The organism is Mycolicibacterium bacteremicum, from assembly GCF_002086115.1.
Lineage (GTDB): Bacteria > Actinomycetota > Actinomycetes > Mycobacteriales > Mycobacteriaceae > Mycobacterium > Mycobacterium bacteremicum.
On sequence record NZ_MVHJ01000030.1, the window covers coordinates 38,801 to 53,216 of the forward strand.

The window sequence follows — 14,416 nt, forward strand, 5'->3', positions numbered from 1 at the left end:
CAGGGCGTTCGGATCGTGTGGCGGCGTGCAGCATCCGCCAAGCCGATGCCGAGACGACCCCGGCTACCCGGTAACGGCAACGCGCCACGCAGGTCTGGCAAACTTCTGTCGGCGGCAGGCCGGGAAGCTTGGCCGGCTACTGCGACACGCCGAGTCTGGGCCCCGGGACCGAACAGGGAGACGGGCAGCGGAACCGGGATTCCGCTGCCCGCCGTCAAGGCGTCCACGTCAGTCGAAGAGACTGCCGATATTCTCGCCCAGGTTGCTTCCGGCTTCACCGGCGTTGTCGACGAGATTGCTCCCCGTCTGGCCAAGGTTCTCACCCAGGTTGCTTCCGGCTTCACCGGCGTTGTCGACGAGATTGCTCCCGGCTTCACCCAGGTTCTCACCCAGGTTGCTTCCGGCCTCACCGGCGTTGTCGACCAGATTGCTCCCCGTCTGGCCAAGGTTCTCACCCAGATTGCTTCCGGCCTCACCGGCATTGTCGACCAGATTGCTCCCCGTCTCGCCGAGATTCTGACCGAGATTGGTCCCCACCTCGCCGGCGTTGTTGACGAGGTTGTCGGCGGTGGTGCCCGTGTTGATCAACGCGTTGGTGCCGGCCCGGCCGAGATGCTGCTGGAGGTTGGTCCCGACCTGACCGGTGTTCTGCACGAGATTGCTTCCGAAGCGGCCGAGATTACGAACGAGGTTGTTGCCGAAATCCCGGGGGTTGTTGCTGCTGCCGGACACGCTCGCGGAGCTCTGCTGTTGGGTCGTGGTCCCGCTGTCATCCGGGGCTGCGGCGGCGGTACCCGCGCCTGCCACCGCGATGCCGACCGACATTGCCGCGGCCGCGCCTGCCCATGCCACGCCCTTGAACGGGGTCGGAATGCCTTGGCTCTTGCGCTCCATCATCATCTCCCTATAGCAAATTGCTGTTGTTCGATTCCTGCGCTAGTCACGCAACGAACGCATACCCGACCGGAAAATCCACCAAACGACAACATGTCGCATTTTCGTTAGCTGGATGCTCGGTAGACGCTGTAGCAATTCGGTGGCATGGCGACACTCTCGGGCCGGACCGACCGTCCCGCGCGGTCCGGCTTTACGCTGGCAAAGATCGATCTTGGTTCATATAAGCCGCATTTCATGCAGTTTCGAAGATCAACCGGCACACCCAGCACGTGCTCCGGATTCGAAGCACCGTCCCATGCTCGCGCCGTCAAACAGTTAGCTGATGCAACAGCAAAACCTGCCTGATCGACACGCTTATCGGACGATCAGGAGGTAGAGCCACGGCTGCGACGGAACCGATCAGCAAACCCTTCCCTCTGCGCGGATTCCGAAGGGGACAGGCGCCGATCCTGATGTGGACACACAAAAAGGGCGGGCAGCAGGAGGTTTCCCGCCGCCCGCCCTCTCAGGCGTGGTTCAGCCGCCCAGGACCGAGCCGATACCGGTCAGGACATCGGTGCCGACCTGCCCCAGCTGCTGCTGTCCATTGCTGGCCGCGGTACCACCGTTGACCAGGACATCCGTGCCGACCTGACCCAGCTGCTGCTGAGCGTCACTCGCGGCGGTGCCACCGTTGATCTGCAGGTTGCTTCCCACCGTGCCGAGCTGCTGCTGCGCATCGCTGGCCGCGGTACCACCGTTGACCAGGAGGTCGGTGCCCACCTGACCCAGCTGCTGCTGAGCGTCACTCGCGGCGGTGCCACCGTTGATCTGCAGGTTGCTTCCCACCGTGCCGAGCTGCTGCTGCGCATCGCTGGCCGCGGTACCACCGTTGACCAGGAGGTCGGTGCCCACCTGACCCAGCTGCTGCTGAGCATCGCTCGCGGCGGTGCCGCCATTGATCTGCAGATTGCTTCCGACGGTGCCGAGCTGCTGCTGCACATGAGCGGCGGCCGCGCCACTGTTCTGCTGCAGGTCGCTGCCGAACTGGCCGGCCTGCTGTTGGGCGTTACTCGCCGCGGTACCGCCATTGATCTGCAGATTGCTGCCGACGCGGCCGATGTTCTGAGTCAGGTTCGACCCGAACTTGCCCAGGCGTTGCAGCGGCGACTTGTTCGAGCTCTGCGTGGTGCTTTGCCCGGTGTCCGCGTGCGCAGCGCCGGCCGTCACCGTGGCGGCACCCATGGCAAGCGCGATTCCGCCCCCTGCGACGACAGTCGCGGCAATCATCCGGATGGACTTTTCCTGACGTCGGTACATGTTGATCTCCCTTTCAGCAAATTCCCCAACCAACACGGAGAAGTTAGCACGTGAGTTGCCTGGCGGAATAGTCCCCCTCGCAGATTTGCCAAAATTCTATCTGACACGTGTGAAAATTTGTTTGCCCGATACCATCCCCCGGTACACAGCCGTCCCATCGTTACTGGAACAAATTACCAGTTCAGAGCATCCCTGCAAGGAGTGACGACATCGAAGCTGACGTTGCCACAGCGGTCCGGAAGGGCGCGCGCAAGTGCCTATGTCACGATTTGCCATCAGCGGCTCATCAAGATCGAAAACCGTCGATCAGCAAACTAAACATCAGATTTGCGCAGTCGGGGTCCAGATTCCGCGGTGCAGCAAGGGGGCCACCGCCGTCGGCAACCATCACCGAGAACGCGCGGGTACCGCCGCCGCGCACCGCACGTCGTTGCTGGGTCCTACTGCGTCAGGACGACCTTCACACCCACCCACGGCACCCAGGTCATATGCCCGCGTTGGAAGGTCACCCTGGTGCCGCCGTTGGTCCACTTCTCCGACGAGGTGGCCAGCCCGAGGGCCGGAATCCACTTCTTCGCGAACTCCGCGCTGGCCCATTGCGCACCGGTCGCCGGGGAGTACCACACCCGGAACGGCTGCCATCCGCCGAAATCCTGGTAACCGTCTTTGAACGTCGTGATCGGCAGGCCGCCGTTGCGCGAGCGCGCCAGATTGATCACCGGCGTCGGGGACGCGACGAACTTCCCGGGCGCCGTCTCCCACAACGTGCCCAGGCTCCACAGTTGGGTCCAGACCTTGGAGGCGTTGGCGTAGACCGGACTGAGCACCTCCCCGAGCACGGGCGCCGATTGCGCGGCATTGGCGGCGAAGCGCGCGTACACCTCACGCACGCCCGGGCGGGATTGCAGTACCCGCTGCGCCGGCTTGGGCACCCAGTCCGATCGGTAGACACCGAAACGGTCGTCGTCATTGTTCCCAGAGCTGTTCAGATCCCTTGTGGTGTAGAGCAACAAGGGTCCCGCATAGGGCAGCTCCGGCCAGGTGCTGATCATGTCGGCGATGAAATCGGCCTGCCCGGCCTCGCTCACCCGGTTGGTGGGCGCGCCGTACTCGGTCACCCAGATCTTGCGGGCGCCGTCACCGTTCTCCAGCATCACCCGGCGCATCCGGACCAGCTGCTCCACCGGTGAGTCGGGCTGCAACATCCCGCCGGAGAACTTCATGCTGTAGCTGTACGGGTGATAGGACAGCGCGTCGAAGAATGGCTGCGCACCGTTGGCGTACATCTTCTTCAGAAAGGTGACGGGGTCAATTGTCCAAGCGCCCCATGTTTTTCCAGAGCCGAGCACACCACCGAGAATTACCGCCGCGGGATCGGCGGCCTTGATCCGCGGATAGGCGGCCTTCAGCAACGCGGTGTATCCGGCCGGATCCGGCCACGGCGTGTATCCCGTGAAACCGTTCGGTTCGTTCCAGACTTCGTACGCCGATATTTTGCCCCGATAGCGCTCAGCGACCTTGGCGGTGAATTTTCCGTAGGCCTCCGGTGAGGCGGGCCGGCCGTGCGGCGGCATCGATCCGATGGCCATCGCCCACCAGGGACTCGAGGTGATGCAGGCGATGACGGAGATGCCGGCCGCTTTGGCCGCATTGACCACCCGGTCGGCCCGTGACCAGTCATACCTGCCCTTGACCGCCTCGACGCCGGCCCACGGGATACCGATCCGGACGAGTCGGACATTGTCGGCGACCCACCGCTGCACCGTCTGGGCGACCTGCGCCTCGTCGTAGAAGTAGACCTGGGAATCAGCGAACCCGACGGTGGTAGCCGGGAAGCTGAGCGGGTTGACGGTCTCGGCAATGACCTGTCGTGGTCGCTGCGAGGTCGGCACCGAGACCAGCGCGATGACGCACGTCGCCGAAACAATGGCGCCGAGCACACTGCGCCACAATTTACGGCGCGGGTATATCGATCGCCGGCGCACCGTAATCCCACTCATTTCGGCCTTTCCCAAATTTGAGTTCTTTCTAACGGAAGGCCCGCCATATCGACCGCACCCAATTCGGCGTGTCGAAAAGCGGGCGCAGCCTGCGGCATGCTGGGCTCATGCGGATTGGTGTGGTGTTCCCACAGACCGAGCTGGGTGGCGATCCGGGTGCGGTGCGCGCGTACGGCCGACGGGTCGAGGAGCTCGGCTTCACCCACATCCTGGCCTACGACCATGTGGTGGGCGCCGATCCCGCGGTGCACACCGGGTGGGCCGGCCCGTACGACGTACGCACGACGTTCCACGAACCGCTGGTGATGTTCGGCTTCCTGGCGGCCGTCACCGAGGCCGTCGAACTGGTCACCGGGGTGATCATCCTGCCGCAACGGCAGACGGTGCTGGTGGCCAAGCAGGCCGCCGAGGTCGACCTGTTGAGCTCCGGGCGCCTGCGGTTGGGTGTCGGGATCGGCTGGAATGCGGTGGAATACGAGGCGCTGGGCGAGGATTTCAGCACCCGCGGCAAACGGTCGGCCGAACAGATCGCGGTGCTACGCAAGCTGTGGACGGAGCCGACCGTGAGCGTGCGTGGTGCGCATCATCAGATCACCGGGGCGGGGTTGTCACCACTGCCGGTCCAGCGGCCCATTCCGATCTGGATCGGGTCGGCGTCCGATCCCGGGTACCGGCGCGCCGGGCGACTGGCCGACGGCTGGTTCCCGATGATGTCGCCCGGTCCCCGCCTGGACCACGCCCGATCGGTGGTCGAGGACGCCGCCACCGCCGCGGGACGCGATCCGGCGCAGATCGGCATGGAGGGCAGGGTGTCCTGGCGCGGTGACGACGATGCCGCGCTGGCCGAGGTCACGGCGTGGTCGCAGGCCGGGGCGTCGCACCTGTCGATCAACACCATGGGCGCCGGTCTGGCCACCGTGGATGATCACCTCGCGGTGCTCGCCCGGATCGCCGCCGGTCTGTAGATCTTCGCGACCGCGTCCGTACCCTGAGAGGATCATGCGTGCGACACCCGATGCCGGCTCGCGCTCGGCGCACCGGGTGGCGTCACTCACCGGTCTGCGTGCTCCGGCCGCACTCCTGATCGTCGCCACCCACGCGGCCTACGGAACCGGGCAGCTCACCAACGGCTACCTGGGATCGCTGTACGCGCGCCTGGAGGTCGGTGTGCCGATCTTCTTCGCGCTCTCGGGCTATCTTCTTTTCCGGCCTTGGTTGTTGGCGACGCAGACCCATTCCCGGCTGCCGTCGGTGCGGCGCTATGCCCGGCACCGGGTGCGGCGCATCGCGCCGGCCTATGTCGCGACGGTGCTCATCGCCTACCTGGTCTACGAATTCCGCGACGCCGGCCCCAATCCGGGCCATACCTGGTCCGGCCTGCTGCACCACCTGACCCTGACCCAGATCTACCCGCCGCTGGCGATCATGCACCAGGGCCTCACCCAGATGTGGAGTCTCGCCGTGGAGGTCGCCTTCTACGCTGTGTTGCCGTTGCTGGCCGGCCTGCTGCTGACGGTGCTGTGCCGGCGGCGATGGCGGCCCGGCCGCCTGCTGCTCGGGCTGGCAGTGTTGGCAGCTGTGACACCGACCTGGCTGTGGGTCCAACATGCGACCGACTTGCTGCCGACGTCGGCGAACATCTGGTTGCCCGCACATTTGATCCACTTCGTCGGGGGGATGGCCTTGGCGGCACTGCAACTGTGTGGCGTGCGGTGCCGGGGCGTCGTCGTGCTGACGGCTGCGGTGATAGCCCTGCTGGTGGTGGCGTTGCCGATCGCCGGCGAGGTGACCGCCACCGAGGTGACGCCCGGACAGGCCGTGGTGCGGTCGACGCTCTATGCGGTGGTGGCCGTCGGGCTGCTGGCGACGCTGGTGCTGGACCCGACCGGTGCGTTCGCGCGACTGCTGGGCAGCCGCCCGCTGGTGTGGCTGGGTGAGATCTCCTATGAGATCTTCCTGGTGCACGTGATCCTGATGGAAATCGCGATGGCCTCGATTCTGCGCTGGCCGGTGTTCACCGGTTCGATGTTGGGCCTGTTCGCCACCACGCTGGCATTGTCCGTACCCGCGGCATGGTTGCTGCACCGCTGGACCCGGGTCCGGCCCAATCCCGTTGCCGCGCAACCACGTCAGCTGGTCTGAGGCTGCTGCTCCGGTCGCTGCTGCCATGGCCAGCGCCCGCTGATCTCAAGTTCGAGCGAGAAGCTGAGGAACGTGCGGATCAACACGATGCCGGCAAGTACAGCGACACTCTCCCACGTGGGGGGTCAGCGCGACGGTGCGGACGATATCGGCAGCCACCAGCAGTTCCAGACCGAGCAGGATGGAGCGGCCGAGCCGCTGCCGGAAGAAGCGGTATTACGCCTCATCCGCAGGGCTGCGTTGCCGCGCAGCATGATTGGCCGCGCCATGCCCGCCGGCCCTCGCTGACCGCGAACACGGCGATCACCAGGGCGGCGACGGGATCGGCCCAGGCCAGTCCGAGGGTGCTGTTGAGGATGAGGCCGACCAGCAATACCGCCGACAGATAGGTGCACAGCAGGGTCTGCTTGGAATCGGCCACCGCGGAAAGAGATCCCAGTTCCCGCCCGGCCCGGCGCTGTGCCCAGGACAGTAGCGGCATGATCGCCAGGCTCAGCCCCGCGAGACCGATGCCGACCGGTGAATGGCGAGCCTGCGCCACGCCGGCCAGTGCGCGCACCGCGTCGATCGTGACGAAGGCTGCCAGCCCGTAGAAGGACAGCGCGATGACACGCAGCGCCACCTTCTCCCTCGCCTCGGGATCACGGCCGGCGAACTGCCAGGCCACTGCGGCGGCGGAAGCCACCTCGATCGCGGAGTCCAGGCCGAAACCGATCAGCGCGGTCGACGAAGCCCTGGCACCCTCGGTGAGTGCCACGATCGCTTCGATCACGTTGTAACTGATGGTGATTGCGACGAACCACCGGATGCGGCGGGTCAGCACCACGCGGCGTGCCGGAGACACCGAGGCGGTCATCAGCAGCAGGCGCAGTCGGTGCAACAGCCCGGATTGACGGCGAGTACCAGACCCATCAGATCATTGAGCGCGCGCCCGATTGCGGCGTCGGCCAGTTCGTAGCGTGTGCGCCTGCCTTCCGGAACCGCGACCACCAGACCGCAGCCGCGCAGACACGCCAGGTGGTTGGAAAGGATCTGGCGCGACACTTCGAGTTGCTCGGCGAGTTCGGACGGGTAGCTCGGTGCGCGTGTGAGATGCAGCAGGATCTGAGCCCGGGTGCCGTCGGACAGGGCGTGACCGAAGCGCGCCAGCGCATCGGTGTGCGAGAGCGTCTGCATGCGCCGACAGTACATCGAAATCTGTACCGATGACAACGGCCGGTCCGAGGGGACCGATTTCGGGTATACGGTGGGCCATGATCGTCACGGGGGCACTGCTGGCCGAATCAGCCGCGGTCGTCGACAACAAACTCGACATCATCGGCGGCGTCGTGGACAGCGCGCGGGCCCGCCCCGACCGCACCGTGCAGGCGACGCTGGTGGTCCTGATCCAGCCCGAACCGGCCGACACGGCACCCACGGTCGACGTCCGGTTCAGCGATCCCACGGGCACGGCGGTGGACCTCGCCCTCGCGGTCCCCGAGTCCAGCCTGGGCGGCGAGATCGGGTTCGTCTTCTACCCGTTGACCTTGCCGGTGCCCGTGGACGGCCGGTACCTGATGACGGTGTCCGGTCGAGGAGGTTTCGTCAGCCTGCCGCTCAGAGTGCTGAGTTGACCCAGAACCGATGTATACCGCTGTGTCACAGTATAATTCACGGCCACGCCTGGCCGGTCCGGGACACCACGCCGCTCGACCACTGACCGGCCGTCTAACGCCGTTGTCATCGAAAAGAAACACATCGGTGCGCCGGTCCTGCCACCATGAGGGCACCCGCACGAAACGATTGGACTCCCACACGTGACCGAATTCCTCAGCACCCTCAACGGCTACATCTGGAGTAACGCACTGGTCTACCTGTGCCTTGCCGTCGGGGTCTATTTCTCCATCCGATCCAAATTCGTCCAGATCCGGCAGATACCGGAGATGATCCGGTTGATGCTCCGCGGCGAGAAATCGCCGTCAGGTGTGTCGTCCTTCCAGGCGCTCACCATGTCGCTGGCCGGCCGCGTCGGCACCGGCAACATCGCCGGCGTCGCCACCGCCATTGCCTTCGGCGGCCCGGGCGCTCTGTTCTGGATGTGGGTGATGGCCTTCCTGGGTGCATCGACATCGTTCGTGGAATGCACGCTCGGTCAGATCTACAAGGTGCGTGATCAACTGACGGGCGAATACCGCGGTGGCCCCGCGTATTACCTGAGCCGCGCCAAGGCGCACACGGCCGCAGCCCCACTGTTCAGGATCTACGGTCTGGTCTTTGCCGCGGTGACCATCCTGGCGTGTGGCCTGCTACTACCCAGCGTGCAGTCCAATTCGATGGCCGTGGCCATGAACAATGCCTGGGGCTGGTCGGAATGGTGGGTGGCGGTCGGCACCGTGATCCTGTTGGCATTCGTCATCATCGGCGGTGTCAAGCGTATCGCCGCGTTTGCCTCGGTGGTGGTGCCGTTCATGGCCGTTGCCTACATCCTGCTTGCGCTGATCGTGGTTGCCGCCAACGCCTCCGAGGTCCCGGCGATGTTCAGCCTGATCATTTCCAGCGCGCTGGGTTTCGATGCCGCCTTCGGCGCCATCCTGGGCGCGGCCATCATGTGGGGCGTCAAGCGCGGCATCTATTCCAACGAGGCCGGCCAGGGCTCGGGACCGCATGCCGCCGCCGCGGCGGAGGTCTCCCATCCCGCCAAACAGGGTCTCGTGCAGGCTTTCGCGGTGTACGTCGACACGCTGTTCGTCTGCTCAGCAACCGGCTTCCTCATCCTGTCCACCGGCGCTTACCGGGTTTATGAGGGTGAGACGGCCGACGGCGCGGTGCTTGCCGACGGCGGTCTCCTCCCGGCCGACGCCGCGGTCGGACCGACGTTTGCACAGAATGGATTCGACACGTTGTGGAGCGGCGCCGGTTCGAGTTTCGTCGCGATCTCGCTGTTCTTCTTCTGCCTCACCACCATCATCGCCTACTACTACATGGCCGAGACCAATCTGCGCTTCATCATGGGCAAGGCTGCGACCGTCAGCATGCCGGTCATCCGCGGCACCGTGGGCGGTACCGCGACCATGCTGCTGCAGGCGTTGATCCTGGTGTCGGTGACCATCGGAGCCGTGTCGACCGCCAGCGAGGCTTGGACCCTGGGAGATATCGGTGTCGGTCTGATGGCATGGCTGAACATCATCGGCATCCTGATCCTTCAGCAACCCGCGTACAAGGCACTGCGGGATTACGAACGACAGAAGAAGTCGGGCCTGGACCCGACATTCGACCCGGTGGCACTCGGTATCGCCGGGGCGACGTTCTGGGAGAACTACGACCCGAAGACGGGTAAGGACAAGGTGGCTCCGGTGTCCACCGGCCCGGGCGGGTGAGGGTCTATTTCCAGTTCCGGAAGGCCGACATCAGCCGGTCGCGCAGCGCCGGGTCAAGCCGGCCGGCATCCACCCTGCCGAGGGTGTCCACGGTCGTTCGGAACTGCTGCAGGTAGTTCTCGCAACCGTCGCACTCGGTGAGGTGGATATCGAACCGGGCCCGGGTGTCGAGGTCCAGCGCACCCTCCAGGTACGCGGTGACCAGTTCGACCAATTGGTTGCAGTCCATCGCATCGCCATCGGTCATGCCGGCTCCTTCAGGTAGTCCTCGAGCGCCTGCCGGACCGCGGCGCGACCACGGTGCAGCAGTACCCGCTGGTTGGCAGCGGTGATCTGAAGTAGATCGCACACCTCGGCCGCTTCCATTCCCAACACATCACGCATGGTGACGACTTCGCGCTGCCGCGTGGGCAGCTTGCCCAGTTCGCGACGGGTCACGGCGAGCAACTCGTCACCGAGTACCGACCCCTCCGGGGTATCCGGGAACGGGGTGGGGGCCCGGTCGTCTTTCCAGTGTCCGGCCCACTCGTCACCGGCGTCCCGAAACCGCGCCGGATCGACGGTACCGCCGGTGGCGGCGAGCACCTGGACATCGGCGTCCCGCCGTTCCCGGGTGCCGCGGGTCTTGGCGATGTTGACCATGACGGTGAAAAGCCAAGTGCGCAAGGAAGACCGGCCCTCGAAGCGGTCGATACCCTTGAGCAGCGCGATCCAGGTCTCCTGAACAACCTCTTCGGCGATCTCATGGGTCGGCACGTAACCGCGGGCCACGCCCAGCATCGCCGGGGTGTGCTGTTCGACCAGCGCAGCGACGGCCGCCTCGTCCCCACCTCGCAAGGCGGTGACGAGGGCGGCCTCGCCTGCACCCGGCACCGTCACCGTGACCCCGTCGGATCGCTCATGGCAGCCGCGCGCGAGCGTTCCGGCCACGCGACGCCGCCAGGGCATCGGCCAGCGTCCACACCGAAATACCGATCGGGGCAACGTCTTTGATCAGGAACTGACCCGTCGAGGACAACACCGGGAAGCCGCCGGCCGAGGCCTCCCCCACTCCCGGTGTGGTGACCAGGAAGCTCAGCGTCGCCACGAACAGGCCGATCGCGATCACGCTGCCGACCGCCGAGAGCCACGGCGCCCACGGTTTCACCGCCAGCAGGGCCGCCGTCGCCAGTTCCAGTACCCCGAGCAGCACCGAGAAGGTGGTCACCGAGAAGATCCCGTAGACCCAGCTCATCAGCGGCGAATTCGCGACCAGCGGTTCGATGCCGTAGGCCTCGTAGCTGGTGAACTTCAGCGCCCCGATCCACCCGATCACGACCACCAGGCCGTAGCGTGCGGCGTTGCCGCCGATACCGGCCAGGGCGGCTTCGGCCCGGATGAACCGGCTGTCCTGCGTGATGGTCATGGCGGACTCCCTTGCGCTCCGAGAAGGACTGGATACGCAAGGGAGTGTCCCGCCGACGGCCAACCGTTACACGCTAGCCCGCGATACGCACCAGCTTCTTGTTGACGAACTCGTCGATACCGAAACGCCCCAGCTCACGGCCGAAGCCGGAGCGCTTCACGCCGCCGAACGGCAACTCTGCGCCCTCGGCGCCGACCGCGTTGACGAACACCATGCCCGCCTCGATCCGATCGGCGACCCGCTTGGCCTGCTCGGGATCGGTGGTGAACACATAGGAGCCCAACCCGAACGGGGTGTCGTTGGCCAACTCGACTGCGGCATCCTCGTCGGCCACCTTGTACACCGTGGCCACCGGCCCGAACAGTTCCTCCTTGGCCGACGGCGAGTCCGGCGAGACGCCGGTCAGCACCCCGGGCGGGAAGAACGCGCCGTTACGCTCACCGTCGGTGGTCAGCGTGGCGCCATCGGCAACAACCCGCTTGACCTGCTCGTCGAGCCGCTCCGCCGCGGCCACCGAGGACAGCGGGGCCAGTCCATCGGCCTTGGCCAACACCTTCGCGGTGAACTTGTCGACGAATTCGTCGTAAAGGTCCTCCACCACGATGATCCGTTTGGCCGCGTTGCAGGCCTGCCCGGTGTTCTCGAAGCGGCCGTCCACCGCCGCCTCGACCGTGGCGTCCAGATCCGCTGCCGACAGCACGATGAACGGGTCCGAGCCACCGAGTTCGAGCACCACCTTCTTCAGATTGCGCCCGGCGATCTCGGCGACCGCCGCCCCGGCACGCTCGGAGCCGGTCAGCGACACACCCTGCACACGGGGATCGGCGATGGCCTCGGCGATCTGCTCGTTGGTGGCGTAGACGTTGACGTAGGCCCCCTCGGGATAGCCGGCGTCGAGGAAGATCTGCTGCAGCGCGGCCGCGGACTCCGGGCACTGTGGGGCGTGCTTGAGCACAATGGTGTTGCCCAGCACCAGGTTCGGACCGGCGAACCGCGCCACCTGGTAGTAGGGATAGTTCCACGGCATGATGCCGATGAGCACACCCACCGCGCTGCGCCGGATCTCCGCGCTGCCCTCGCCCTCGAGCAGGTCGATCTTCTCGTCGGCCAGGAACTTCTCGGCGTTGTCGGCGTAGAACTCGTAGATCGCCGCGCTGAACTCGACCTCACCGATCGACTGGTCCAGCGGCTTGCCCATCTCCCGCTGGATGATCTTGGCCAGTTCCTCCTTGCGCTCGGTGTGCAGCGCGGCCACCTTGCGGATCAGATCGGCCCGCTGGGCCACCGTCGTGGACTTCGACCACTCACCGAAGGCCCTGGCCGCCGCGGCCAGCGCATCCTCGATCTGCGCATCCGTGGCGGTCGGGTACTCACGCACCACCTCACCGGTCGCCGGATCAACCACTGCGTACAGGCTCATGTGTCAGACCTTTCTTCGATGTTGTTCGATCACAGCATGTCTGGGCAGTTCAATGTTGCGCAATGACGATCGCGATGAAGTCGTGGCAGGTCTTTCGCATGGCCTCCAGGGACATGCTCGGCGAATCGAGCACCACCTGCACCGCCAGTCCGTCGAGCATGCCGATCAACATGTTCGCCTGCGCCGTCGGATCCCCCGGCCGGGCCAGCCCTTCACGCTGGGCCGCCTCGATCACGCCCGCCACGACATCGCGCCACTGGCCGTAGAGCCGGTCGTTGATCTCCTGCAGCACCGGGTCGCGGCTGCCCTCGGCCCACAGCGCCAGCCACACCTTCCAGGCGCGCACCGAGGATTCGTCATTGGGCAGGTAGGACTCCACCAGGTCGTGCAGGATCGCCAGGCTGTCTTTCCCCGACGCCAGCAGTTCCTGGCGCCGGGCCAGCGAGTCGGCCAGGTTGAACTCGAAAGCCGCCGCGATGACTTCGCGCTTGGTCTCGAAGTAGTAGTGCACGGTGCCCGAACTGACACCGGCCTCGCGCGCCACGTCGGACAGCCGCAGAGCCGGGATGCCCGCCGAGGCGATCACCGCGCACGCGGCGGCCAGGATCTGCGGCCGGCGCTCGGCTTCCACACTGGGGCGCGGCATCGGTCCTCCGGTCGGCAGATCTGCTTTGTGACGATCCTACAAGTGGCGATAACTGGCCGTCCGGTCAATCTCCCGGGTCAGTCCAGATTGCGGGAGATGACCAGCCGCATGATGTCGGAGGTGCCCTCTTCGATCTCCTCCAACTTCACATCGCGCATCCACTGCTCGACCGGGAACTCCCGCGAGTAGCCCCAGCCGCCGAGGGTCTGCACCGCCGCGTGGGTGACGAACATCGCGGTCTCCGAGGCGGTCAGCTTGGCCATCGCGGCGATCCCGCGGGCCGGCGCGCCGCTGTCGATCACGCGGGCGGCGTGCAGTGTCAGCAGCCGCGCCGACTCGATGCGGGTGGCCATGTCCGCCAGCCGGAAGGACACCGCCTGATGCTCGATGATGGGCACGCCGAACTGCTTTCGGGTCTTGGCGTAGTCCAGGGCGTACTCGTAGGCGGCCCGGGCCGCACCGACGGCCGCGGCCCCGAGGACCACCCGGGAGATGTCGAAGGTGCCCATCAGGCCGTAGAACCCCTGGCCTTCCTCGCCGAGGCGGTCCTCATCGGGCACGAACACCTCGTCGAGGAAGATCTCCCGGCACACGATGGCGCGTTGCCCCATCTTCTTCATGGGTTCACCGAAGGACAGGCCCTCGGCGTCCTTGGTCACCAGGAACGCGGTGATACCGGCGGACCGCTGGGTGGGATCCGTCTTGGCGAAGATGACGTACTGGTCGGCTGCGCCGGCATTGGAGATCCAGGCCTTCTGGCCGGTGATCCGGTATCCGCCCTCGACCCGGCGGGCGACCGTGGCGATGGACGCGGCGTCGGAACCGGATTCCGGCTCGGTGGTCGCCAGCGCTGTCATGACGGCCGTGGGCCCGGTCAGTGGGGTCAGCCACCGCTTCTTCTGTTCCTCGGTACCCAGCACCATGATGGGATCGGAGAAGAAGCCGTTGGAACACACCAGGTTTCCGATGCCCGGATCGCCGAAGCACAGCTCCTCCTGCACCAGGCACTGGGTGAAGACGTCGGTGAATCCGCCGCCGCCATACTCCTCCGGGATCATGAAGTCGGTGATGCCGACGGCCGCTGCCTTGGCGAAGATGTCGACCGGCGTGACGGTGTCGGCCTCGTCGACCTCACGGCCACGGGGGCGGATCTCCTTGGCGGCGAAATCGCGGCAGAGGTCGATGATCTGACGCTGCTCGTCGGTGAGCGGCCAGGCGGGGATATTGGTGGTCGCGGCGACCATGGTGTCT

15 protein-coding genes and 1 pseudogene are annotated in these 14,416 nt (G+C 65.9%); 4 read left to right on the plus strand and 12 right to left on the minus strand.

Going from position 1 to position 14,416, the window contains the following annotated elements; genetic code table 11:
• Nucleotides 1–228 precede the first annotated feature (228 nt).
• From BST17_RS24010 to BST17_RS24020, 3 genes are all read right to left on the minus strand, one after another.
• The gene (locus tag BST17_RS24010; RefSeq protein ID WP_133053575.1) at nt 229–894 is read right to left on the minus strand and encodes a hypothetical protein; all 666 of its coding nucleotides are present in this window, start codon (nt 892–894) and stop codon (nt 229–231) included.
• A gap of 519 nt (nt 895–1,413) precedes the next feature.
• Nucleotides 1,414–2,196 (minus strand): periplasmic substrate-binding domain-containing protein, encoded by a 783-nt coding sequence (locus BST17_RS24015; protein ID WP_133053576.1) that lies wholly within the window; start codon nt 2,194–2,196, stop codon nt 1,414–1,416.
• A 440-nt stretch (nt 2,197–2,636) separates the two neighbouring features.
• The gene (locus BST17_RS24020; RefSeq protein ID WP_234807795.1) at nt 2,637–4,136 is read right to left on the minus strand and encodes a cellulase family glycosylhydrolase; all 1,500 of its coding nucleotides are present in this window, start codon (nt 4,134–4,136) and stop codon (nt 2,637–2,639) included.
• 167 nt (nt 4,137–4,303) lie between these two features.
• Here BST17_RS24020 and BST17_RS24025 point away from each other — a divergent pair, with 167 nt between their 5' ends.
• Entirely contained in the window at nt 4,304–5,161 is an 858-nt protein-coding gene (locus BST17_RS24025) for an LLM class F420-dependent oxidoreductase (protein ID WP_083061411.1), read from the plus strand.
• A 34-nt stretch (nt 5,162–5,195) separates the two neighbouring features.
• Nucleotides 5,196–6,338, plus strand: a complete 1,143-nt coding sequence (locus tag BST17_RS24030) for an acyltransferase family protein (RefSeq protein ID WP_165762339.1) — start codon at nt 5,196–5,198, stop codon at nt 6,336–6,338.
• Here BST17_RS24030 and BST17_RS24035 read toward each other — a convergent pair.
• The 3 genes and pseudogenes from BST17_RS24035 to BST17_RS24045 form a co-directional block, all read right to left on the minus strand.
• A pseudogene (locus tag BST17_RS24035) lies at nt 6,326–6,542 on the minus strand (DUF1622 domain-containing protein); the annotation flags it as partial. The gene BST17_RS24030 and the pseudogene BST17_RS24035 sit on opposite strands and share 13 nt — an antisense overlap.
• A gap of 19 nt (nt 6,543–6,561) precedes the next feature.
• Entirely contained in the window at nt 6,562–7,194 is a 633-nt protein-coding gene (locus BST17_RS24040; RefSeq protein ID WP_083061436.1) for a cation efflux transmembrane domain-containing protein, read from the minus strand.
• A complete protein-coding gene (locus tag BST17_RS24045) occupies nt 7,194–7,514 on the minus strand; it encodes an ArsR/SmtB family transcription factor (protein ID WP_207573711.1) in 321 nt (106 codons plus the stop codon). The genes BST17_RS24040 and BST17_RS24045 overlap by 1 nt, the downstream gene beginning before the upstream one ends.
• Nucleotides 7,515–7,591: 77 nt before the next feature.
• On the opposite strand from BST17_RS24045, the gene BST17_RS24050 reads away from it, so the two are divergent.
• Both BST17_RS24050 and BST17_RS24055 read left to right on the plus strand, forming a co-directional pair.
• Nucleotides 7,592–7,951: a hypothetical protein gene (locus BST17_RS24050; RefSeq protein WP_083061413.1), complete on the plus strand. Its 360-nt coding sequence runs from the start codon at nt 7,592–7,594 to the stop codon at nt 7,949–7,951.
• Nucleotides 7,952–8,134: 183 nt separating this feature from the next.
• A complete protein-coding gene (locus tag BST17_RS24055) occupies nt 8,135–9,694 on the plus strand; it encodes an alanine/glycine:cation symporter family protein (RefSeq protein WP_083061414.1) in 1,560 nt (519 codons plus the stop codon).
• Nucleotides 9,695–9,698: 4 nt separating this feature from the next.
• On the opposite strand, the gene BST17_RS24060 is transcribed toward BST17_RS24055, so the two are convergent.
• From BST17_RS24060 to BST17_RS24085, 6 genes are all read right to left on the minus strand, one after another.
• Nucleotides 9,699–9,923, minus strand: coding sequence for an anti-sigma factor family protein (locus BST17_RS24060; RefSeq protein ID WP_083061437.1), 225 nt, complete (start codon nt 9,921–9,923; stop codon nt 9,699–9,701).
• 14 nt (nt 9,924–9,937) lie between these two features.
• Complete coding sequence (locus BST17_RS24065) at nt 9,938–10,573, minus strand: RNA polymerase sigma factor (RefSeq protein WP_234807797.1); 636 nt, start codon at nt 10,571–10,573, stop codon at nt 9,938–9,940.
• A 19-nt stretch (nt 10,574–10,592) separates the two neighbouring features.
• On the minus strand, nt 10,593–11,099 hold the full coding sequence (locus BST17_RS24070) for a YkgB family protein (protein WP_083061416.1): 507 nt from the start codon (nt 11,097–11,099) through the stop codon (nt 10,593–10,595).
• Nucleotides 11,100–11,172: 73 nt separating this feature from the next.
• Complete coding sequence (locus BST17_RS24075; RefSeq protein ID WP_083061417.1) at nt 11,173–12,519, minus strand: NAD-dependent succinate-semialdehyde dehydrogenase; 1,347 nt, start codon at nt 12,517–12,519, stop codon at nt 11,173–11,175.
• Nucleotides 12,520–12,568: 49 nt separating this feature from the next.
• On the minus strand, nt 12,569–13,165 hold the full coding sequence (locus BST17_RS24080; protein ID WP_083061418.1) for a TetR/AcrR family transcriptional regulator: 597 nt from the start codon (nt 13,163–13,165) through the stop codon (nt 12,569–12,571).
• A gap of 77 nt (nt 13,166–13,242) precedes the next feature.
• Complete coding sequence (locus BST17_RS24085) at nt 13,243–14,409, minus strand: acyl-CoA dehydrogenase family protein (protein ID WP_083061419.1); 1,167 nt, start codon at nt 14,407–14,409, stop codon at nt 13,243–13,245.
• Nucleotides 14,410–14,416 lie beyond the last annotated feature (7 nt).